This window comes from Sporomusa rhizae (assembly GCF_041428845.1).
In the GTDB taxonomy this organism is placed as follows: Bacteria; Bacillota; Negativicutes; order Sporomusales; family Sporomusaceae; genus Sporomusa; species Sporomusa rhizae.
In genome coordinates, this window is the sequence record NZ_CP156925.1 from 4,011,552 (window position 1) to 4,035,565 (window position 24,014).

Here is a 24,014-nt window from a genome sequence, read left to right on the forward strand (position 1 = left end):
GGAGCATTAAGTGCCAAACGTGAACGTCCTTTGGTGTCATTCTTAGGTCATAAGTTTTCGTTAAACAAACTGTTTCAATGAGTCAGATAACCGTCACCTGACTCATTCCTTTATACGCGAAATCTGGCAGCCGCCGACTGGAGTTCCTGAGCCAAGTTGGCCAATGCCTGGCTAGAGGAAGCAATTTCTTCCATTGAGGCCAGTTGCTCTTCTGTGGCTGCCGAAACACTCTGTGACTCTCCCGCCGAGGTCTTGCTGAGCGCATCGATTTTTTTGACCGAGCCTACAATCTGCTGGCTCCCACTCGCCATTTGCTGGATAGACGCCGAAATCTCCGCAACTTGACCAGATACCTGAGATATCAGTTCCACGATTTCCCGAAACGCCAGTCCGGCCATGTTTACTACTTCAGCCCCGGTCCTCACTTCCCGGGTACCGTCGTTCATTGCCACCACAGCCCTGTCAGTGTCTACCTGTATTTCTCCGATCAGTTCGGCGATCTTCTTGGCCGCATCCTGGGATTGCTCGGCCAACTTGCGGACTTCTTCCGCAACGACCGCGAACCCCCGCCCCTGTTCCCCTGCGCGCGCCGCTTCGATAGCCGCGTTGAGAGCTAAGAGATTGGTCTGACCGGCAATGCCAGAGATGGTGTCAACAATTTGGCCAATTTCCTTGGAGCGTTCACCTAGCTTGGTCACAACTTTGGCAGAGGTATTAACAGTCCCCTCAATTTGAGCCATTTGATTGACTGCCTCTTCCACTGCCTTACCGCCTGTTTTGGCCTTTTCGACGGCCTGGGCTGATTGTTCCGCAACGTAATTCGTGTTGGCGGCTACCTGCTGGATGCCGGCTGACATCTGCTCAACAACCGCTGAAGCCTCACCTGCCGCCGTGAGTTGTTCGGTGGCTCCATTAGCCACCCCCATAATCGAGGTAGCAACCTGATTGGCCGCCTGGGCAGATTGCTCCGAACTGGCGGTTAGCTCTTCAGATGAAGCCGCTACCTGCTCGGCATTGATGCTTATTTGCTTAATTAGAACTTTAAGTTGGCCGATCATTGTATTAAAGTCTGCCGCCAGTTGGCCGATCTCGTCCTGACGATCCACCGTTACCTGTTCTGTCAGGTTCCCACCTGCTACCTTCTGAGCGACTGTTGCCAGCTGGTTGACAGGGCGAGCAATACTACGGGCGGCAAAGAATCCAATCGCTATGCCCAAAACAGCGGCCAACACGGAGGCCACCACAGCTGCAGTCCTTGCTGATTTGGCGTTTGCAACCGATTTGTCAATCTCAGTATTTATTTGGGCAACACGAAACTTAGAATGCTCCATAAGCTGAGCATCCAGTGCCTTGGCCGCCGGCCCCATTTCCCCTACCATGAGTTTGATAGCTTCGTCTCTTTGCCCCGCTTGAACCATCGGTACAAACCTCTTTACGGCAAGTTCGGTATACCTATCATCAAGCTCTTTTGTAGCCGCTGTTAACTTGCGGTCTTCTTCAGTAACAGACATCTTAATTAGCTCTTCCTCATTAGCAGTGGAACTATCACTCGCTTTTTGCCAATTCGCCAACATTTGCGGATCACCAGTAAGAAACCATCCCCGCAGAAATGCCACCTGCGCCGTAGCGTTGTAGGATATCTCATTCGTTTTGACCAACAGCGGAACCATTTTTTCCTTAACTAGCACATTTTCGTCGACAGCATCATTCACTTTCCAAATGGTAAAGGCAAATCCGGTGCTTGTCACCAGTACGACCATTAAAAAATAAGCTACCATTTTCGCTGTCAAATTCATTTTCATCTTTTTCCCATCCTCTTTTTCAATTTTGAAAGAAGTCATACAGAAACTACATGGTTTTCTTGGTAATTGTTAAAGTTCTCTACGCAAAACGCATCATATAAATTTCGACTTAATTTTACATATTTCTTCATTATTCGCCATCATTTAACAGTATCCTTTATTTTTATTAACAAGTTAAATAATTCACAGCTTAATTGAAAAGTGAGATGCCACTTTGTAAGCCGAGACGCCATTTTGTAAATTGACAACTGAATATTTGTAAACGAAACGCAGTTTTTGTATCCGAAATGCAGGATTTGAAAACGAAAAGCCACTTTTGTAACCAAGATGCAGTTTGATTTTTTCGTTTTTCTGAAGTATCATGGTGAAAATGGGCATGCCAAATGGAGGTCGATTCCCTCTCGATTTTTTTGTAATCGGAGAATCCACCCCTGTTCCAGTTATGGTCATGGGTGCTGGCGGCACATTTTTATCGTCTTATCTCTTGAGAAGGATAGGTTTTAGCAAGATGTCCTTGGCGGCAACTGGTGAGCATCCAAGTTTCTGCAAAACCTCTTCTCCGTGATAAAAGCTGAACGCTTCGTAGGGACTACGATCGTTCAGCTTTTTCCGTTTATAGGAATTGATGTGATCCATCATCCGGATGATTTCTTCCTGCTTCAGATGATTGAAGCTGCTCCCTTTGGGAAGTACTCTTCGTATCAGTCCATGATTGACCTCTATCGCTCCTTTCTGGTAAGGGCATCCGGCATCGCAATAATAAATTCGTGTGCGGAATTTGTTGTAACTTTCGGATCCGTATTCGATAGCCTTAGGGTTGGAAAACTCACTGCCGTTGTCGGTTAGAATGACTGGGAACAGCTTTCTAAATGGTTCCCGGCCCAGTTTTTGGTCAAGATCATTGTATACATCAATCACCGATTGCGATGTATTCGCTTCTCTCAAAAATGCAAGCATCAGACTTGTCTCTACAAAATGGATCGTCAACAAGCACTTTCCTCCCTGCGTACCTAGGACTGTATCCATTTGAACAATGGCTGTATCTGGATATTTCTTCATGAACTCCTCAAACGCTTCATAGTTCCTCCCGATTCTGCATCCCTTGTCTACTTTGAAGGCCGGTTTTTTATAGCGTTCACGAAACTTCACTTTCCTGGGCAAATCAATATTGCGTACATCTAAAAGGCATGCGTCAATGTAGTTGTAGATGGTCTTTTCGCTGCACATCAGCTCATCGTCATGCGACACATAAATCTGATGGATGGACTGCCCCTGCTGCACCAAAGGGCTGATGATCACGTTGAGCCTTGCAATTTCTTCTTCGCTGACACATAGACCACTGCGCGATTCCGATATTTTTTCATGGGCTTTGACATGGGCATGCTCCGCATCATAGAAGCTTTTCTTCAAACTGCATTTTTCAATTTGCTCGCAGCCATTGCACACATACGGCACTCTCCATCTTGCTGTGCAGATTTCCTCGATGAACTCCGGACAGTTGTCATTACATCTCTGACAGAGCTTGCAATAAGCTGCTGATGGTCTCATGCATGCCTTGCCGCAAATCCCTTTTCTCCGACAGTTGAAACGGCTCTTGCAAGCATTGTAAGGATATCCCGGATAACCTGTTGCAACTTCAGATAGATACTTTCGCACCTCTCTAGAAATCGTGGTTGGGTTCTTTTTTAGTCTGCGGCCAATTTCTTTAAATGACCGACTTTCTTTTAGATATTTTTGAAGACTTAGTCTTTCTTCATATGTAAAAAACTTCGACATAGTTACTCCCATTCCGCCGCCAACCTATTCAGGATATATGGCGATGAAATGGCGTGTAAACAAAAAGACTGGCTCTCCGCCAATCTTTTGTAAGACAAGACGCAACCGTCTTACTTCTTTGAATTTTACTGTTAAAAGAACTTTATTTAGAGATCGTAAGGGTTGCATTTCGATTTTCAATTTAGGTTAAATAATTCACAGCTTTACTAATGAAGAAAGCCAACAGTAAGCAGAAATTATAAAAATAACTGCACCACGTCGGCAGTTCCTCTCTCTAAACGAAAAGTGAATCCATGGGACGGCTCTTCAAAAGATTTTATTGAATTTGTGATATTTATATTGTGGTCTACCCACTTTACCATATTCCACCGATTTATCTACTTTATTTTCTTTTTCCATATATTCAAGATATCTTCTAATGGTCACTCTCGCTATACCTAGTTTCTCTGCTAATTCTTCTGCCGTAAAATCCTTACCATTGTTTTTCTCGATCTCATCCCATATAGCTTTATAGGTATACTTATTAAACCCCTTTGCAAAATCATCTTCCTGCCGGGAAACACCGGTATTTTGACTAGCTATTAACTTATCTAAGTCCTGTTGTTCAATTACATCATTTTCCTTAAATTTATCATACCTACCTTTAAATTGAAGAAGCGCCTCTTTAAATCTTTCAAAATTGAAAGGTTTTATAAGGTAATCTACGACTCCATATCGAAACGCTTCCTGTATTCTTTCTATCGATTTATCTGCTGTAATTAAAATAATATCAATATTTATCTCTTGTCCTCTTATCCACTTCAGAAAATCAAGCCCATTTTCTTTAGGCAGGTACACATCAAGCAAAATTAAATCGAGTTTGTTAGCTAATACATATTTTTTTGCATCGTCAAGATTCGAAACTGCTTTATACAAAGCAAATCCTTCTACTCTTTTTAAGAACTTAGAATTTATTTCTCTAACCATCGGATCATCTTCAACAATCATTACTTGAATCAAGCTTGTCACTCCATGTCATCGGTATAGTTATATTCCAAAAAACGCCGTCATCCACAACAAGTTCTATTTTACCGTTAGACTCATCTATGATTTTCTTTACAATATACATACCATGTCCGCGCTGTCCTTCCTTGGTTGAAAATCCTTGCTCATATATTGTCTCTCTATGATCTACTGGAATTCCACCGCCATTATCTTTCATTTTTATAGTTAAAAAGTGTCCGTCTTCTATAATTTTTATATATATTAATCCAGTCCCGTCATTTTTAACTTCATCCAGGGAGTTTTCAATTAGATTTCCGACAACGGATACAATTTCTTCAGAAGTCATATACTCGGGTAACTTTGTAAGTTTTGAGTTTTCATCAATGTTTAATGTAACTCTACACTCCTCCGCTTTATTATACTTTGCCAGTAATAAAGCGGATAAGGAAGGATCCTTAATATTTCCTGTTAGAATATTGCTTATATTACTCCTTACTTTTGCTACATCTGATATAAACTGCAGTGCTTCCTCATATTCCTCCAGCTGGATAAGCCCCGCAATAGTATGAAGCTTATTCATAAATTCATGGTTTTGCGCTCTTAAGGACCAGGCCATTTTTTGAACACCTGTGAGCTCTTCCGCCATTTTGATAACCTCTGTTTTATCTCTAAAGCTGGCAATAGCTCCTACAACCTTACCTCTATTCATAATAGGAATTCTATTAGTCATTATTATGGTATTATTTATCCGCTGCTCTTTTTCAAATTCAGACTTCCCTGTTTCTAATACATTAATCATACGGGTGCTGGGAATAACCTCTTCTATGTTCTTCCCTATAAGCTGTTCCTTATTAATCCGATTCTCAGGTGGTAATATATTTAAAGCTGCATCATTAATAAGAGTAATTCTACCTCTCTGATCAACAGCTATTAACCCCTCATGAATAGCATCAAGAATTCCCATCTTTTCATTATAAAGTTTTGTTATTTCCTCAGGCTCAAGTCCCAGCAACGTATTTTTTATGTTATTGGCTAATAAAAATGACCCTATTACCCCGGCCGTCAACCCACCAAGACCAATTAAAATTATAGATAAGATGGCTGTATGCTTAGCTGTTTCAACGCTGTGGGTAAGTGTCCCCACAGACACAAAACCTATCTCTCTCTTATTTTCCGAATCATATATTGGCGTAAACGCTCTCAGCGATTTTCCGAGTGTCCCCGTAGCCTCAGAAATATATGTTTCTCCGCTTTGAACTACTCTATACTCATCCCCTCCCACAAACCTTTCCCCTATCATTTCAGGGTTGGGATGAGAATATCTAATCCCTTCCATGTCCGCGACAATGATATACTCAACCTGTTCTAAATTCTGAAGCTGCATAGTAATATAAGGTCCAATCTTTCGATTCGGATCCTTAGCCTCCAGCGCATTTATTATCTCTCTTGAATGAGCTACCATCTCGGCTACATTCATAATATTAGTTCTAGCCTTGCTTTCAATATTTCCGGTCATCCATGAGGCAACAAAAGAAATGATTATCGATATAGAAACAAACACTACCGCGATCACTAATAAGGTAAGCTTTGTTTGCAGCTTCATTGCTTTTTTCACATTCATCACCTCAGCCTTACCATCTGCAAATGTAAGTTTTATATAAAAAACACGGAAGCATAGAAGACCTTCTTTCCTTAGTGTCTTCCATTTTTCCGTGTTTAATTTAATAGCTGTCCAATCTAACTGGCAAAACAATTTTATTACCACTTACTTACGAGGTTGCATACGGTTATTTTCTTATGCAATAGCTTCTTTATTTAAATTTTTCATTTTATGCTTTCTAAGCATTTTAAATGCATAGGAAACAATAAATGGACAAACGATAGCGGATACTACACAGGCAGCCGCAACTTGGGCAGTAGCTATTGTGGCGATGGCCGCTAAAGTAGGATCTGCTTCAGCAACAGCAATTGGCGTCGCGACAGCATTTCCCGCAGTTGACCCTGTTCCTAAACCAATTATCGGCTCTTCTTTAAATAATTTTAAAAGTATATAAGCCCCTATTCCAGTAAAAGCAGCGATTACTCCCAATAATATTCCAGGGCCCCCGGCTTTTATAATAGTTTCAAGATTCATTCCTGCGCCTAATGGAAAGGAAAAGAATGGAATTAATAATAGCTTACTACTTCCAAGAAAAGCTCTCATATCAGAATCAATATTTCCTAAAATCATTCCTATTACTATGGGAATTAAAACTGCTACAAGTGCCATAAAAGGAACTTGAGCAAGCCCTGACGCACCTAAGGCAACTAATGTAAAAAACGGACCATCTTTTAAAGACAATATAGCATAAGCACCTACATCAGTCTCATCACCATATTGCGAAGCCAGAGATGCATACAATCCACCATTACAATTTGTTAATGCCGCAAGAATCGCTAATGGTGATAAACCTAATACTCCGGCCGGCCCAAAAACTTTTCCTACAAATATACCAATGCCTGCACCTACGATAAATTTGCCTATAATTAACAGTGCACCTTTTTTTAATGCCTTTGGTGCCAATTTGAAATGAATTTGTGAACCGATTAAAAACATAAAGCAAGCCAAGATCGTTGATGATGCTTTTGCATCGAATAATGCCGTTGTAAAACCACCAATTTTTAGAAATTGCGGGAAAAATGTATTAACTAATACTCCTAGAAAAAGTGGAACAACCATCATGCCGCCTGGAATTTTATCAATTGTTTTCTTAATGGGAATTTGCATTATTTATTCCTCCAATCTTTTTAATGCCAATTGCGTACTATTTGTTCACTAATACAAATCGCTTATACTCTTGCTACTCCGCTTTCTCTTGCTGCTTTTTTTATTGCTTCCGCAACATTGGCTGCAACAGCTTTGTCTAATGCATATGGAATTACATTGTCCTCATTTAAATCTTCCTCTTTTATCATAGACGCGATAGCATAAGCGGCCGCTATTTTCATTTCTTCATTAATTTCCTTTGCCCTTACATCTAGAGCCCCTCTAAAGATTCCCGGGAAAGCTAACACGTTATTAACCTGGTTGGGGAAATCAGAACGTCCTGTACCGATTACTCTTGCTCCTGCTGCTTTGGCCTCATCCGGCATTATTTCCGGAGTTGGGTTTGCCATAGCGAATAGGATAGAATCCTTATTCATTTTTCTTACCATATCTTGACTTACTATTCCCGGCGCTGAAACCCCGATAAACACATCTGCCCCGACTAATGCATCCGCTAAATTTCCCTTAATGTTATCTGGATTTGTCACCTTGGCAATTTCCTTCTTAGCATCATCTACATTGTCTATCCCTCTATAAAGAATACCAACCTTATCACATAAAATTAGATTCTTTACTCCGGAAGAAAGTAATAGTTTAGCTATAGCAGTTCCTGCGGCTCCTGCACCATTTACAACAGCCTTGATATCTTCTATGTTTTTATTAACCACTTTTAAAGCATTTATTATCCCGGCAAGAACAACGATTGCCGTTCCATGCTGGTCGTCGTGAAATACAGGTATATCAAGTTCCTTCTTTAATTTTTCTTCCACTTCAAAGCATCTGGGAGCTCCAATATCTTCTAAATTAATTCCACCAAACCCAGGAGCTATGAGCTTTACAGTTTTCACGATCTCATCAACATTCTTTGTTGCTAGGCAAATGGGAAATGCGTCAACATTTGCAAACTCTTTAAATAAAATTGCTTTACCTTCCATAACTGGTAACCCTGCCTTAGGCCCTATATCACCTAACCCTAATACTGCTGTCCCATCTGTAACTATTGCGACTAAATTTCCTTTTGAAGTATACTTATAAACATTTTCTTCATTCTCTTGAATCTTTCTGCATGGCTCTGCAACCCCGGGAGTATAAGCCAAACTTAAATCTTCTCTTGTTGTAATTTCCACCTTTGATTTTATTTCTATTTTTCCGATATTCTTTTCATGTAATTTTAAGCTTTCCTCAAAATAATTCATTTTAATACCTTCCTTATTTTTTATTTCCTCAACCGTTTGCTATGAGGAAATAATAGCATCAACCTTTAATTATTAGAATAATTTAGACTTTAAAAACATATTATGGTCATAAAAAATACTTTGTTATAGATTAAACAAACGCTTTATTCAATTCAAAACCCCACCAGCACCATAAATGAGCAGCAAAAAACCCGCGAAAAATTTTTCGCGGGTTTTAATAATTCCTCCAACATTCCAAAGTATGAGAAAGGGTATTATCGCACAAAAAAGTGCGTACTTCCCTTACAATCGAGCCGGTGCTATTATTGTATCATCATTTAATCCATAGGAAAGCCTGTATTTCTTGTAATCAGTGTTTTCATGCCAATGGTAATACTTGTGTATTTATTTCTTCACAAAATGAGGAAGCAATTGGCTAATTTATACTCTCAAGATATATTTGTTTTTTTTCTTTATCATATCCAATTATCTCAGCATAGCGACCCCAACTAATGATTAACTGAATCTGGGTTTGGGCCTCCTCTTCACCAAGCGTACGGGCAATCAGGTCTTCAAAGAATTCTATATTCATATGTCGATTAGATTTTGTTTCCAGAATATTGATCATATGGGTGAAAAAAGGAATATTTTTCAGCAATTGATCTTTAAACAATTCCTTGCGCTCTAATACCGTGGCTTTCGCAAATTGAATCCCCTCAGGCGTAAGTTCAATATCTCCTTCTGTTACTCTGGCGTACCCTAACAACGATGCTAATTCGACGATGGGGAAGAAATCTTCAATATCCATGACAAAGCGATCAGCCAGCTTGTAGAGGTCGGTTCTCTCATTGAGGTCTTCTAATAATTCAAGAAAACCAGTTAGCGCGCCAGCCGAGACATGTGGAAGGGCAGTTATCTTCCTTGAATAAACAGTAGGTCCATGAGATCTTAACTCTTTTCTCGTCATTAAAGAATATATTCTGTCTACAAGGACCGTAAACTCGGAAGCCTTTTTATCACGCCAGCGGGGAATATCAACAATAATATCTTCTACGATTTTAGCCGGGCCGGTGGAAAGAATAACTGCGCGGTCAGCCATATATACGGCTTCCTCAATGCCATGTGTCACAAGAATAATTGACTTAGTAGGAATTTTCCTGTCCAACCATAACTCCAAAAGATCGCGGCGTAAATTCTCAGCCGTGAGAACGTCCAAAGCAGAAAACGGCTCATCCATTAAAAGCACATCTGGATCACTGACTAAAGCACGGCCAATACCAACCCTTTGCCGCATGCCGCCCGAAAGTTCTTTAGGATAGGCATTCTCAAATCCATCAAGACCAATTATATCTATAACTTTTAAGGCCTTGTCCCGTTTCTCTGCTTCTGCCATTTTCTTAACTTCCAAGCCAAGCATTACATTTTCCAGAACAGTCAGCCATGGAAACAAAGCGAAGGACTGAAATACCATGGCAACCCCAGGGTTTACCCCTTGAATAGAATTTCCAAGGTAAGTAACTGTGCCTTGGGAAGCGGGAACAAGCCCGGCAATTATTCGTAATAAAGTTGATTTTCCTGAACCAGACGGGCCAAGGATTGCAAGAAATTCTCCTTCTTTTACTTCGAAGTTGATATCTTCCAGTACTGTTGTATTTTCATGTCCTTTCAGATCAAAGTTCTTATATATACCTTTAACTTCAATTAGTGCTTTCATATACTTAGCCCTCCTAATCCAAATGATATTTTGTTTCAGCAATATTGTACAAACGTCGCCATAATAATCGATTAATAGTAACTACGAATAAGCACATAACAGTAATACCCCAAATGATCCCCGCCCAGTCGCCCTGCTCAGTAACATTACTTATATACGAACCAAGACCAGTGGCAACTAATTGTGTATCATGCCAGCTGACCAGTTCCGAAACTATACTGGCATTCCAAGCGCCACCTGAAGCGGTAATAATACCGGTAATAAGGAATGGAAAGATACTTGGCAAAATCAGCGCCTTCCATTTCCGCCAGCCAGAAAGCTTAAAGATGGCTCCCGCCTCATGCAAATCATTGGGAATAGACATCGCACCGGCGATCACGTTAAACAGGATATACCACTGTGTACCAAGCATCATGAGGGAAATTGAGCCCCATTCAAAATTCACCTGATACTTCAGGAACAAGATTGTAATAAAAGGGAACATCATATTAGCCGGAAACGAGGCGGCAATTTGAACAACTGGCTGCAACATCCTTGCCATTCTCGGGTTTAAACCAATCCAGACACCGACAGGCACAGTCCAAAGCGCACCTAGCAAAACGGCTATCATAACACGTCCAAGGGTATAAAGTCCGAGTTGAACTATGCCCAATAATTCACCGCCATCCATAGAAGAAACCAGTATATATGCGTTGTATATCGGATCGCGCATTAATTGCAGGAATAGTAATAAGGCCAATAGCTTTAATAACTTACTGATAATATGATGACGCGGAATACTTTGAAACTCCTGGGCAGTGTGTTCAGATACTGAAGCAATTTGATCCAGAAAGTAATTTGTGCCTTTAGCAATAGGCGAAAGTATTAGTTTCTGCAGTACGCTTAACAACTTAGAACGGCGGAGTATATCGTAAACAAATGACGTTGGGGCATCAGCAGACTCAGTTAATTCCATCTTAAACTTTTGACTCCAAACCACAAGCGGTCGCCAAAACAGTTGATCAACTAGCACGATCATTAAAATCATAGTAAAGATCGAATAGGCAATTGCTTGCATATCGCCTGCTTCGATAGCGGCTGCCAGATAGGATCCAACACCCGGTAAGCGGATATTCTGACCCAATACACTAATTGCTTCACTGGCGGCCAGGAAGAACCACCCGCCACCGAAGGCCATCATACTGTTCCAAACTAGTCCAATCATGGAAAAAGGTACTTCCAGTTTTACAAAACGTTGCCACCAGTTCATACGAAGTACCTCGGAAGCTTCTTGTAAGTCCTTCGGGATGGTCATGAGCGAATTGTAGAAGCTAAAGGTCATATTCCAGGCCTGCCCGGTAAAGATAGCTAAAATAGAAGCCAGCTCAACACCAAATAGACTTCCAGGAAATAGTGCAATAAACGCAGTAATAGTGGCTGACAAAAAACCTAATACAGGGATGGACTGCAGCATATCAAGTAACGGAATTAGTACCTTCTCCGCAGTCCGACTTTTGGCAGCAATATAACCGTATAGTAGGGTGAATAATAATGAGGCTCCAAACGCAATAAACATTCGCAGCAGGGAACGCCCTGCATAGTAAGGAAGCAATGACGGATCAAGCGCAATTTCTGTTTGATTCTCCAGTGTAAATGGTGCATTCATGCCTGCACCCAAGTTTAAAATGGAATAGAGTATTGTAAAGATAAAAATAAGTACAAATAAATCAACCCAATTTAAGCGGTTTTTGGGTATGTTGGTTGAGAAGAATGCCATAGAAAATTCCTCCTTGTGGTAAGATATTCACCCGATTATAAAATGTTTCTACAATCCTAGATATACTACTGTCAGAATCCATTCTTACCACCTCCAAATAATAAAGACCTTCCTCACGGAAGGTCCTAAAAATGCAAAACAAAAAAAGCTTGCTCTTACCCTTCCATTCGTCTAAGTTTTAGCACTGCATAACGTAGAGTAACAACCCAACTCAGCCACATTAAGTAATACCTTATTTCGATAATACCTGTTCTACCCATTGGCATCTCTCGATGTTTCCGGGCAGTGGCCTGTGTTTATGCAGGAACCTCACCTAACGGAGGTATTAAGTTTTCTATGGCTATCTTACCACTGCTAATAGCATATGACAACCCTAATAAAGCAAAAACAAGAATCTTTACGAATTTTTTACATTAAAGCCATCGCTGCCTTTTTTCTCAGGATTCCAGCTTTCTTCGCTTGATGCAATCAACAAATGCCTCTACCCTGGTAAGAATGCCAACATCGCTAGAATGTTCATCTATACTCAGGGATAGCAAAGGCAAGTTAAAGTCAGATGCAATATTTTTAAGTGCATATTGAGCTACCACCTCTGGCATGCAGCCAAAGGGATATATATGTATAACCCCAGCATAGCCATTTTGTGCACACCACAACGCCGTGCCAACCGACTTTAGGCCGTCTCCCCCCACATGATGATTGAGATATGGTTTTGCCTGCTTTTGATAGGCCTTCTCTTCACTGTACAATCCAAGTCCGCTTAGCAGCGTATTGGCATAAACCCACTCTCCGGTATACACGAATTTTTTGACTTCAACGCCTTGTTTCACAAGCACATCTTCAATGTAATGATTTACATAAGGCTCAAGAAGCAGATATAACTCACCAACTAAGGCAACCTTAGGCGGCTCAAGGCCTGTATCTGTTTGAAAGAGCTGCAGCAGCTCTAAAATATCATTTCTTGTAGAGTAAATATCGTGGAAAGTCCGGCATTTGCCAAAATTTTTCATAGAAGCGTTAGCTATATCAACGATGTTATCCGGTGTAAGAGACCTCGCCCCGTACCTGCTTTTTGCATCGTTGATAGTGTCAAGAGCCTGCAATGACTTAACCGCCATAGCAAGCTGTTTCAGAATATCCATATGACCTGCATGGGGCACCGTTTTACGCAAGAACCGGTATAACGATCTAAATAGGTTATTGGTATCAATCGCATAGAATTGAATATTCTTTCGCTTTGAAAGTTGAATCTTTTGTATGGCATTGTAGAAACCTAAGCGGCACTTTCCCGCACCGCATACACTAACGAAGGTATCTGCGCCGCGATCCATACACTCTAAAAAATTTCCCAATGTCATTTTGTAAGGTAGGCAAACACCCTCCGGTGAATATAAAGAACCAAGATCAATTGTATTCTTTGTAATCGGCGGTGTTTCCACAACCTCTACACCAAGACTTGTCAGCATGTTAGTAACCGGAATATTAAGATATCCCATATGAGGAAAGGATACTTTCAAGGGTTAAGCCTCCTTTCGACCATATCCCAAAATGCTTCCACCCGGGTAAGGAGTCCGGCTTTACCGGTGTGTTCATCTATGTTGAGAATCATATAGGGCTTGTCACTTGCCCGAAGAACATGATGCTCCAGATATTCATTTACCATTGAATCGGGACCACAGCCAAAACTGGACACTAGAATGATTCCGACAATATCGTCTTGACGACAAAAGAACCGGGTTGCTCCAGCAAGCTTGGCCGACAACTGCCAATAGATATCATTCCGAAATTCTTTGGCCACCTCATACATTTTTTTATTGGGTATACTCTTTGGCGTGACAATCGTTACTCCCTCAGATAGGAAAGGACTCATGATATCCTGACTGAAGAAAAAGTCTTCCAGGATGTAGCTATGACCGATGACAGCAACTTTCGCTTTCATAGATTGACTCTTGGTTTGCTGTGGGCGGTCCCTCCATTCAGCCAAGGCATGATAGTAAGCTTTTTGTCCTGTCAGGGAGGATAAGCCGAGGGATTTACAAATGGACTGAACAGCCTGCATGGCTGCGGCCGTTGAGCCTTCCTCGATATTCGGACTGATCACTCGACTCGGAGATAGACGGAAAGTGTTCTGTACAATATCCGGCAGCCCGGCAAATTTAGCACAAAGATAATAATTGGGATGATACTGAACGATGCGCGGCACAAAGATGTGACTGCAGGTATCCAGTAGGGAATCAACATGACCTAAATATACTTTCAGTGGTAAGCAGGACTCATCAATGGAAAGAACAGTTCCGCGATCCAATATTGATTTGGTTGTTGCGCCTGATTCAACAACGGGAACGTTCATACTTTTAAAAAAACCCATCCAAAGCTGGCCAAATTCATGATGTAATAACGCCTGCGGCATTCCTACACGAAAATTCATCTCGCTCACCTTATTATTCTTCAGTTTAAAAGGAGGTAAGATTTCTACCTCCTTTTTGGCGTTGCTATTGATTTTGCAGATTTTGTAACTGGTTCTCCGCGTTCTGACTAAGACGGCTATTTATTTGAGCGATATGGCGATCCATGTCTTGCGACATTTGTTTAAACATTTCCTGCGCCGTTTTGTCATCAGTCGCCGTTGCAAAGGAAGCATAAGAACCTTTTGCAGATTCTGCAGCAGCAATAGCTTTTTCAAGGTCTTTTTTAACCGTCATATTGGGAGGCCTCCTTAATATTCATATACTTTGAATCAACAATATTATTATCTGTCAATTACTATATTTTATAAATGGAAGTAAAAGGGAACAGTACATGAACCTGTTTCATTGGATGTTAGACCACTTACCGCACTTGTCACCCCACCTACCAATGACTTCTTTATTCATCTGCATCTCTACAATTTCACATAAGTTAGCACAGCCAGTACATTCAAAGCTTCTTGGCTGGTACTCAAAATCCGCTACCTCAAAGCCGCGAAATACTGTTGGCTTAACATCCCGCATTTTTTCTCGGACCAAAAGGGCTGCACCGACGGCGCCCATAACGTCGAAATGCGGCGGAACAATGACTGCCGTATCGAGCGCCTCTTCAAAGGCCCGTTGCATTCCTTTATTTGCCGCTACGCCTCCTTGAAATAATATAGGGCCTTGAATTTTCTTGCCTTTACCGACGTTACTAAGATAGTTGCGTACTAAGGCCTGACACAGCCCGTTTAATATATCGCCAATAGGATGCCCGGTCTGTTGTTTATGGATCATATCTGATTCAGCAAATACCGCACAGCGACCAGCTATTCTTACTGGTGATTGCGACTGAAAGGCAATATCTCCGAACTGATCGATAGGGATGCTAAGCCTGGCCGACTGTTGGTCTAAAAAAGAACCTGTCCCGGCTGCACATACCGTATTCATGGCAAAATCAGTTACAATGCCGTTACGAATCAGGATAATTTTTGAATCTTGTCCGCCCATTTCGAGTATGGTCTGTACATCAGGTTCGATATGCATAGCAGCTACTGCGTGAGCAGTAATTTCATTTTTTATGCAATCGGCGCCAACAACTACTCCAATCAGTTGACGCCCACTACCTGTTGTACCAACACCTTTGACAACGATCGCCGGATTACCTTGGTGGATTTGTCTGAGTCCCTTCTGAACAGCCTCGACCGGCCGTCCTTGTGTCCGAATATATAAAGTGTCAAGCACAGCTCCCTGCTCATCTACAACGGCAATATTTGTACTCACGGAACCTACATCTATTCCTAAATAAACTTGCATACGAAACCCCCTCCACTTTTAAATTTTACTTGTAGAAACAAACTCTCTCTCATCTTTCCCCGAATGAGGCTTATTTAGTATCAATAAAGAAATGTTACCAAACAAGACAATTGCTGCTCTTTCAGCAAGTTTTTCCATCCGCATTCCGAAAAATTTAAAGGAAGCATAAAAATGGCTAAATGACCATTTTTATGCTTCCTCTCACATGCCCTTTTTCACAACACCTTATGCTAAACTGGTTTCGGACTCTTCCTCTTTCGTTCTCGATTTTAAAATCTTGTAAATCACCCCAAGCATTATAAACCATACAGGTGTTACAAACAGGGCTACACGAGTTTCCTCATTGAGTGCCAATGTAACTAAAACAAAAGCAAAAAATGCTAAAATTACATAGTTAATGATTGGATATAGCGGCATTTTGAATTTGTTCTTAGCAGCAAGTTCGGGATTCGTTTTGCGATATTTTAGATGGCAGACAGTTATAATTGCCCAAATAAAGATAAAGCAGAACGTTGATATACTCGTAATGAGTACAAATACTCCCTCCGGCATAATATATTGCATGATAACCGCAATCAAGACAACAATGGCCGAGAACAGTGTCGCATTCGCTGGTACTTGATTGGAAGTTAATTTTTTCATTGACTCAGGGGCATTATTTTCTTTCGCCAGAGAGTAAACCATGCGGCTTGTACTGAAGATCCCGCTGTTACAAGCAGATGCGGCTGACGTTAGGACAACAAAATTCACAATAGTTGCAGCGGCGGCAATTCCCACGGCAGAAAACACCTGGACAAACGGGCTCCTATCCGGACTAATGGAAGTCCAGGGATATATGCTCATAATGATGAGAAGTGCGCCGACATAGAAAATAATAATTCTGATTGGAATATTGTTGATCGCCTTGGGAATAACGCGTTCCGGATCTTCAGTTTCACCGGCGGTTAAACCAACTAATTCGATTCCCGTAAACGCAAATACAACCATTTGGAAGGAAAGGATAAGGCCGCTTAAACCATTGGGAATCCAGCCGCCATGGCTCCAAAGGTTCGTAAAGCTGGATGCCCCGGCATCTGTGGAAAACCCTTTAATAATCATAAATGTACCAATTACAATCAGTGCCAGAATTGCCACCACTTTAATTAAGGCAAACCAGAATTCCATTTCACCAAACAACTTCACGGCGGTAAGATTCATGATCAGTAAAATCACAAGAATGATAAGACTGGGAACCCATTGCGCTATATTGGGAAACCAGTACTGTATATAAAGACCGGCAGCCGTTACGTCAGCCATGGCAAGTGAAATCCAGCAAAACCAGTAGGTCCATCCGGTAATAAATGCGGCTCCGTTTCCCAGATACTCACGCACAAAGTCGACAAAAGAATGGTAGTTTAAATTAGAAAGCAATAATTCCCCAAGGGCACGCATAACAAAAAAACAAATGACTCCTGTTATCATATAGGCAAATAAAATAGAGGGGCCTGCCAAGTGAATGGACCGGCCTGAACCTAGAAATAATCCGGTACCAATTGCACCACCAATGGCAAGCAATTGAACATGACGATTTTTCAGCCCTCTCGATAAGCTTTGGTTTTCCGACATATGTATTCCGCCTTTCTAATGTCACTGATTTTAGCTCTGTTACTGCAATCCCAATTTTCCACACTTACTATTTGGTTATTGGGATATGAATTATTATTGAATTGACCGACTCCCCCCAAAAATTAGTGAATACCGTCCTCAAAAAAGCAGAAAGAGGCCAAATAATAAAATCTGGCCTCTAAAATACATAAAGAGGCCAAATTGTAAAATTTGGCCTCAAAAATAAACAGCTAATCTGCTCTGTCCTTTTACCTGAGAGATTCACTGATTTTAAATAAATCAGCTTGCTCCTTCGGTGCTCTAATTGAGGCTCTCCAGAGTTTCGTCCAATAACGGTCCTTTTGCCTGAAAGCATAACATCTTCGGCGGATTATAAAATCTCTCTCCCATTATCTTCACACGAAGTTCGGTATTAAGTTAGTAGTACATTTACATACTCTACCATCGATTTTTATAAATGTCAACGAAAATATATATTTATATCTTCTGTATGTACCTTCTGAAAGGATAAAGGACAGGTATATACAGCGTCACCATAATGAATACCCTCCCTCTTTAAAAACGGAACCATGGTAAATAGTGGAGTATCGATTGTTGACCTGTTTTTTTGACCTAATCCAATTCACAGTTGCACCAAATTTCTTGATTATGGTAGATTGCAAAATCACCAAACCCATATAACTCCGCCTTTGTTTTTTTCCCATTGCAAACTTCCAGCAACATTTCATAGAGTTCATTACCAAGCTCGTTCAATGTCCTGGTCCCTTCAATGACGCCGGATGTGTCCATATCGATGTTATCTTCCATACTTTCATAGGTATTTTTATTTCCTGTAATTTTAATAACGGGAACTAATGCATTTCCAATAGGCGTTCCTCTCCCTGTTGTAAATACACAAACTTGAGCTCCTCCTGCTACCATACCTGAAACAGATTCTATGTCATACCCCGGAGTATCCATGATAACTAACCCTTTTTCCCGGGGAATCGATGCATACTCAACAACTTCATTGATGGACGTAGATCCGCCTTTGCTAATGCCGCCCAGCGCTTTTTCCTCTAAAGTGCTCAAACCGCCCTTCATATTTCCAGGCGTTGGATTTGCGCCTCTTACATCAATTCCTGTCGCCTTAAACTGCTCTTCCAAATCTTCAATAATTTTATAAATATTGGCTTTCACTTTCTCATTTTTTGCTCTTCTTCCCAAAATATGTTCTGTCCCAATCAGTTCCGTAGTCTCACCTAACATTACAGTACCGCCCTGAGCAATCAATTGATCACTGCACTTACCTAATGTCGGATTAGCTGCCAAGCCTGATGTCGCATCTGAGCCGCCACAATTGGTAGCTAGAACAACACTGGATAACTCCACCTCCGTTCTTTCCAGTTTTGACATTTCTTCGGCCATTGTTCTTGCTAATTTTATCCCCTTTTCAATTGCCTTTAAGGTTCCTCCCTGATCCTGGATGGTGATAACTTCCAGCGGCTTAGGATTGATCCTTCTTATTTCTTCAGCAAGCTCATACGGTTTTGTCGTTTCGCAGCCTAAGCCAACCAGAATAGTTCCATAAACATTAGGATTCATCGTCAGATTCAACAACGCTTTTTTCATGATTTCTATTCCTTTGCCAATCTGACCGCACCCTTTAACATTCGGAATAGCCACAGTATCATCAACTTGAGCTGAGATTCGCTGAACAGTTCCATTTGCACACCCTACGGTTGAAAGTATTAAAACTTTGTTTCTAATGCCGACTTTTCCATCTGGACGAACAAAGCCTTTGATTTTTGTCATACTACCATCACACTTTCCAGATTATTTATATGCACATGCTCACCTATGCTGATATCTTGTGTCGCCCTTCCAATGATCTCGCCATACTTAAAAACTTCTTCTCCTTTCTTAATTTTCCTGACGGCAATTTTATGGTAACAATCAATCTCATCAATGACTTTAATTTCATTATGCGACTTTCCATCCATGAGGATCTGAACAGAATCTCCAGTACAAATGTAGTCCAATACAGTCGCTACGTCATCGTTCTCACGCATTAATAATGCCCTTTTGGTCATTATTTTCACCTCTTTCACCTTTATTCCGCATCACTTGCTGCTTCTGCCAGCTTAATCGCCTTAGCCTGTTCTTGTTTTTGTAAAAGGAAAAATAACAGCCACATTACTCCGGAAATAGCAAGACCGGTAATAGAGAATGAAAGCAGTTGAATTACGCTGAACCCGGTAAATAGCGATCCTGCCGAAAAAGAGGCAATCCCAGCTATACCATTCGGTAAAGTATTTCCTAATGACAAATATACTTTGGTAATCAATGGCGAAGTTATGGTTCCGCAAATTAAAATTTGCGCAATAATGACTATCCCAATAAGCAGTGTTTTTAATACATGCCCGCGTACAAGCGCAACAACCAAAATCATTCGAAACGTAATTGCCGTCAAATCAGCAAACGGCATCATGCGATTTCCCGGTAAAATAGCTGCAATGAGAATTGCCAAAGGAATAAGAATTAAAGAAACCGTCAATACCGATGGATGTCCAATGGCCACTGCCGCATCCAGGCCCAAAAAGACTTCTCTGCCCTTCATATGCTTTTCTAAAAATTCTTTGCTTGACGCTTGAATCGCAGATAATCCGTCCATCAAAATAGATATCACCTTGGGCAATATCACCATAACCGCTGCCAAATTCATCGCTAAAGTAAGCGTATTCTTAACGGAATACTTGGCGACAAGTCCAATGCCTAATCCAATAACAATGGCCATGATTGCCGGCTCTCCAAAGACACCCAGATATTTTTGCAGTGAGTCAAAACTAAGTTTTGATTTTCTCACAAAGGGGATCTTATCCAAAAAATAATTCATTGGAACTGCAATAATCAAAGGCGCTAAAGCAGAATTGGTTGGCAAGGAAATACCAGGTAAATGGTAAAACTTTTGAATTATCGGCGCAGACCAATCGGCAAGCCGAAAAATAACAAACGCCATAAGCAACATTCCAAGGAATCCCAGAACAACACTATCGGTAGCTGTATAGGTCAGAACTCCGGCCGTTACGATATGATGATAATTCCAGATATCAATATCCAACGTTTTGGTCAGCTTAAATATGATTAATGCAATATTAAACACCAGGATAAGAGGTATACCAACTACGCCCATAGGAGTGGACCAGATAGCGCCTGCTACGGCTCCCCAACCCACATCTAAAATATCTAGATTTAGTCCGGCATTCTGGGACATTTGCTTTACTGCCGGTCCCAGATTATCGCCTAAGAATTTTGTCATTAAATTAATCCCGATTAACGCAATCCCGATTAAAATAGCAGACCGGAAAGCCTTATCAATTTTTGTTCCTAAAATCAATGCAATAATAAATATTAGTATCGGCAATACAATATAGGAACCCAGAGACATAACATTTTGAAAAAAACCAGCTACCTCTTGCATGGTTATACCTCCTACTTTTTTATTATTTTACAATTTCTTCAATTTCTTTTAACACTTCTTCTTTTCCAATTCCTGTTAGAAACGACAATCCCTTGATTACCGGAACGTTGATATTGCTTGGCACTGCAGCCCCGGTCGCCATGAGTACAAGAAGATCTATTTCTCCGGCGTAAGCAGCAATTTCTGTAACTTTGGCCTGAGTAACGGATACTTTAATCCCTTTTGCATTTAGATACTCCGAGATCATCCTGTTTGCTACGGTTGATGTTGCAGTACCTGTTCCGCATACGACTAAAATTTTCTTCATAATTAGTCATCCTTCCAATTAGTTAATTTTTTCATTTAATATCGCTTTGGCTTCTTCTTTAGAAGAGCAAGATACCAGCTGGTTTAATACCTCTTTATCCCCAAACATCTCCATCAGCTTTTGCAATACGGCAACATGCTTATCAGGGTCTTTTACGGCCAGCATAAATACCAGTTGCACACCAATTTGTTCTTCGGAATTTTCCATACTATTGAAGTATATGGGTTCTTTTAAGCTAGCAAATACAATCTGTGGACGATTTACAAGCCCGCTGTCTGCGTGCGGTATCGCTACTTTAACTTTTCCCTGAACATTTAAACCGGTAGGAAACTTTTCCTCTCTTAAAATAACCGCTTGCGTATATGCCTCGTTGACATAGCCTTTATCGCACAGCGTAGTCCCAAGTTTCTCCAATAAAGCTTTTTTATCTGTTGTTTCTAGATTAATAAAGATTGTGTCTAGGTCAATAAACTCATCCATTTTCTTCAACTCTCCTGTTCTTTAAAAAACCATTTTTTCGAATTCCTCACAATTTTTTCGCATTTTTGTTAAATTATTTTCTTCCAAAATATCTTTGGAAAAGAGTCCGCCCAATCCTATATATCTGGCGCCTCTGGCAAAATATTCACCGGCATTGGACTTGTTTACTCCACCAACTGCCATAATAGGAAAGTCATTAAGAGGTCCTTTTAAATCACTAAAGTACGTGTCACTGACAGCAGAAACAGGAAAAATCTTAATAATATCACATTTGTTTTGGCAGGCCGCAAACACTTCGGTAGGAGAAAGAGCACCGGAAACGGTCAGTACGTTTCGATCCCTGGCATAATCGACAATATTTTTTTCCATCACCGTCGGTGATAATAAAAATTCTGCACCTGCTTCAATGGCTTGTACAGCTTGGCTAAGCGAAGTAACGGTACCAGCACCTATGTTTAAACATTCTCTGAATTCCCCGCTAATTTTAGAAATAATATCAATAGCTCCGGGGGTATTCATCGTAATCTCCAGATTTTTTATATGCGCTGTTTCTCGGGCAACGAAACAAATGTTTCTAACAATTTCATAACGGTAACCTCTTAAAATTACGGTTACTGCTGAAAAATTCTTAATTTCCAATAGTACACTCCCCTCTCAATAATCCCAAGTTGTAGGAAATAAACCAAATTAGGCCAAAACCGCCAATTGCTTCCTTACTTCATCGGCTTCTCCTGCTGCTAGACATTTTGCCGCCACTTTGCTGCATTCTGTTGCTGAAAGACTTTGAATCAATTTTTTGGCCTGCGGAATACTTCCAGCGCTCATACTGAATTCATCCAACCCCAACCCTAACAGCAGCGGAATACAAGTCAAATCACCCGCCATTTCACCGCACATTCCCACCGACTTATCCTGTCGGTGCGCAGCATCAATGACCATCGCAATCAAACGTAAAACACCGGGATGTAAGGGCTGGTACAAATGGGCAATATTTTCATTCATCCGGTCCACGCCGACAGTATATTGAATTAAATCATTACTGCCAATACTAAAGAAGTCCACTTCAGAAGCCAGTTGGTCAACAATCAGTGCAGCCGCAGGAAGTTCTATCATTATCCCTATCTGCAGCTTCCTTGCAACCGGCCTGTCCTCGGCCAGCAATTCCTCTCTAGCCTGAAAAAGCAAATGTTTTGCTTGCTTTACTTCCGCCAGATTACTCACCATCGGAAACATCACTTTAAGATTTCCATGACAACCGGCCCGCCACAAAGCACGCAATTGCACCTTAAACAATTCTGGCCGATCCAGGCACATACGCACCGCCCGCCAGCCTAAAAACGGATTATCCTCTTTAGGCATATCCAGGTAGGCAATTTGCTTATCACCGCCAACATCCAGCGTTCTAATCACCACCGCCCGGCCTTGCATCCCTTCCAGCGCCGCCTTGTAGGCTTGATACTGTTCTTCTTCGGTGGGCGCAGCCTCATGGTCCATAAATAGAAATTCCGTGCGATACAATCCTATCGCTTCCGCACCATTGGCTAAAGCCGGTGCAATATCCCTCGGGCCGCCGATGTTCGCAGCCAATTCCACACAACAGCCGTCAATGGTAACGGCCGCCTGATCTTTCAATAATGCCAGCTCAGCCCGGACCTGAGCAGCTGCTGCGGCTTTCTGCCTAAACTGCATGACAGTGTCTGCATCGGGGTCAATAACAATATTGCCTGTATCACCGTCCACAATGACGAGCTGACCGTCTTTTATTTTAGATAGCAATGCTTTTGTTCCCACGACTGCCGGAATACCCAGCGTTCTTGCCAGTATAGCGCTATGCGATGTCCTTCCTCCTGATTCGGCGGCAAATCCAAGTACCAAACTTGGATCAAGCTGGGCAGTATCTGACGGGGTCAAGTCATGGGCGACAACAATTACCGGTTCGGCAATAGCCCCCCAGTCAACCGCAGTGCTACCCGTAAGATTGCGGATAAGCCGTCGACTGATATCAGTAATGTCCGCTGCCCGTTCCCGCATATATTCATCTTCCATGTTGCGGAATAAATCCACCAGTTGTTGCATTGTCGCCTGTACGGCACTGACGGCGTCCGCCCCCTGCCCGATAGCCTCCCTAATGGGGTCAACATAGCTTGTATCTTCTAACATGAGCAGATGTGCATCAAAAACTGAGGCCGCTTCTTCTCCCGTCTGTTGGCTCACCTGCTGCCGAAGAAGTATTATCTCCTGTTTACTTTGCTCCAGTGCCTCCTGAAAAGCTTGCTGCTGATCCCCGTTCACCTCGCTCTTTTCTCCGGCAAAAACTGCTTCAGTAAGAATAAGTGCTTTACCGATAGCAATTCCCGGAGACGCTGCAATACCTATTAACATAGT

General features: G+C 41.5%; 20 protein-coding genes and 2 riboswitches. All 20 genes read right to left on the bottom strand.

The window, feature by feature from the left end; all coding sequences use genetic code 11:
* Positions 1–110: 110 nt before the first annotated feature.
* The 20 genes from SRRS_RS19000 to ptsP all read right to left on the bottom strand — a co-directional run bounded on the left by SRRS_RS19000 (position 111) and on the right by ptsP (position 24,011).
* The gene (locus tag SRRS_RS19000) at positions 111–1,796 is read right to left on the bottom strand and encodes a methyl-accepting chemotaxis protein (RefSeq protein WP_371369880.1); all 1,686 of its coding nucleotides are present in this window, start codon (positions 1,794–1,796) and stop codon (positions 111–113) included.
* 483 nt (positions 1,797–2,279) lie between these two features.
* On the bottom strand, positions 2,280–3,578 hold the full coding sequence (locus SRRS_RS19005; protein ID WP_371362158.1) for an IS30 family transposase: 1,299 nt from the start codon (positions 3,576–3,578) through the stop codon (positions 2,280–2,282).
* A gap of 306 nt (positions 3,579–3,884) precedes the next feature.
* Positions 3,885–4,577 (bottom strand): response regulator, encoded by a 693-nt coding sequence (locus tag SRRS_RS19010; protein WP_371362736.1) that lies wholly within the window; start codon positions 4,575–4,577, stop codon positions 3,885–3,887.
* Positions 4,555–6,315 carry an ATP-binding protein gene (locus SRRS_RS19015; protein ID WP_371362738.1) on the bottom strand — a complete coding sequence of 587 codons (1,761 nt, stop codon included), beginning with the start codon at positions 6,313–6,315 and terminating at the stop codon, positions 4,555–4,557. Before SRRS_RS19015 ends, SRRS_RS19010 begins: the two co-directional genes overlap by 23 nt.
* A gap of 42 nt (positions 6,316–6,357) precedes the next feature.
* Positions 6,358–7,329: a 2-keto-3-deoxygluconate permease gene (locus tag SRRS_RS19020; RefSeq protein ID WP_371362739.1), complete on the bottom strand. Its 972-nt coding sequence runs from the start codon at positions 7,327–7,329 to the stop codon at positions 6,358–6,360.
* 62 nt (positions 7,330–7,391) lie between these two features.
* Positions 7,392–8,564, bottom strand: coding sequence for an NADP-dependent malic enzyme (locus SRRS_RS19025; RefSeq protein WP_371362740.1), 1,173 nt, complete (start codon positions 8,562–8,564; stop codon positions 7,392–7,394).
* Between the two features lie 415 nt (positions 8,565–8,979).
* Positions 8,980–10,257 carry a nitrate/sulfonate/bicarbonate ABC transporter ATP-binding protein gene (locus SRRS_RS19030; RefSeq protein WP_371362741.1) on the bottom strand — a complete coding sequence of 426 codons (1,278 nt, stop codon included), beginning with the start codon at positions 10,255–10,257 and terminating at the stop codon, positions 8,980–8,982.
* Between the two features lie 13 nt (positions 10,258–10,270).
* Positions 10,271–12,013 (bottom strand): ABC transporter permease, encoded by a 1,743-nt coding sequence (locus tag SRRS_RS19035; RefSeq protein ID WP_371362742.1) that lies wholly within the window; start codon positions 12,011–12,013, stop codon positions 10,271–10,273.
* A 155-nt stretch (positions 12,014–12,168) separates the two neighbouring features.
* Positions 12,169–12,341, bottom strand: a riboswitch (M-box (ykoK) riboswitch).
* A gap of 109 nt (positions 12,342–12,450) precedes the next feature.
* Positions 12,451–13,530, bottom strand: a complete 1,080-nt coding sequence (locus SRRS_RS19040; protein ID WP_371362744.1) for a hypothetical protein — start codon at positions 13,528–13,530, stop codon at positions 12,451–12,453.
* Positions 13,527–14,441, bottom strand: a complete 915-nt coding sequence (locus SRRS_RS19045) for an acyl-CoA dehydratase activase-related protein (protein WP_371362745.1) — start codon at positions 14,439–14,441, stop codon at positions 13,527–13,529. Before SRRS_RS19045 ends, SRRS_RS19040 begins: the two co-directional genes overlap by 4 nt.
* Positions 14,442–14,505: 64 nt before the next feature.
* Positions 14,506–14,715, bottom strand: coding sequence for a DUF1657 domain-containing protein (locus SRRS_RS19050; RefSeq protein WP_371362747.1), 210 nt, complete (start codon positions 14,713–14,715; stop codon positions 14,506–14,508).
* Positions 14,716–14,823: 108 nt separating this feature from the next.
* Entirely contained in the window at positions 14,824–15,777 is a 954-nt protein-coding gene (locus tag SRRS_RS19055) for an acyl-CoA dehydratase activase (RefSeq protein WP_371362748.1), read from the bottom strand.
* A gap of 225 nt (positions 15,778–16,002) precedes the next feature.
* Positions 16,003–17,382 carry an amino acid permease gene (locus tag SRRS_RS19060; protein WP_371362749.1) on the bottom strand — a complete coding sequence of 460 codons (1,380 nt, stop codon included), beginning with the start codon at positions 17,380–17,382 and terminating at the stop codon, positions 16,003–16,005.
* 230 nt (positions 17,383–17,612) lie between these two features.
* Positions 17,613–17,710: riboswitch (glycine riboswitch) on the bottom strand.
* 284 nt (positions 17,711–17,994) lie between these two features.
* The gene (locus tag SRRS_RS19065; protein ID WP_371362750.1) at positions 17,995–19,176 is read right to left on the bottom strand and encodes a UxaA family hydrolase; all 1,182 of its coding nucleotides are present in this window, start codon (positions 19,174–19,176) and stop codon (positions 17,995–17,997) included.
* Positions 19,173–19,454 (bottom strand): UxaA family hydrolase, encoded by a 282-nt coding sequence (locus tag SRRS_RS19070; protein ID WP_371362751.1) that lies wholly within the window; start codon positions 19,452–19,454, stop codon positions 19,173–19,175. Before SRRS_RS19070 ends, SRRS_RS19065 begins: the two co-directional genes overlap by 4 nt.
* A 20-nt stretch (positions 19,455–19,474) precedes the next feature.
* Positions 19,475–20,842 (bottom strand): PTS transporter subunit IIC, encoded by a 1,368-nt coding sequence (locus SRRS_RS19075; RefSeq protein WP_371362752.1) that lies wholly within the window; start codon positions 20,840–20,842, stop codon positions 19,475–19,477.
* A 22-nt stretch (positions 20,843–20,864) separates the two neighbouring features.
* Entirely contained in the window at positions 20,865–21,149 is a 285-nt protein-coding gene (locus SRRS_RS19080; protein ID WP_371362753.1) for a PTS sugar transporter subunit IIB, read from the bottom strand.
* Positions 21,150–21,167: 18 nt separating this feature from the next.
* Complete coding sequence (locus tag SRRS_RS19085; protein WP_371362754.1) at positions 21,168–21,629, bottom strand: PTS sugar transporter subunit IIA; 462 nt, start codon at positions 21,627–21,629, stop codon at positions 21,168–21,170.
* A 21-nt stretch (positions 21,630–21,650) separates the two neighbouring features.
* A complete protein-coding gene (locus SRRS_RS19090) occupies positions 21,651–22,268 on the bottom strand; it encodes a bifunctional 4-hydroxy-2-oxoglutarate aldolase/2-dehydro-3-deoxy-phosphogluconate aldolase (RefSeq protein WP_371362755.1) in 618 nt (205 codons plus the stop codon).
* 48 nt (positions 22,269–22,316) lie between these two features.
* The gene (gene ptsP / locus SRRS_RS19095; RefSeq protein ID WP_371362757.1) at positions 22,317–24,011 is read right to left on the bottom strand and encodes a phosphoenolpyruvate--protein phosphotransferase; all 1,695 of its coding nucleotides are present in this window, start codon (positions 24,009–24,011) and stop codon (positions 22,317–22,319) included.
* Positions 24,012–24,014: the final 3 nt, after the last annotated feature.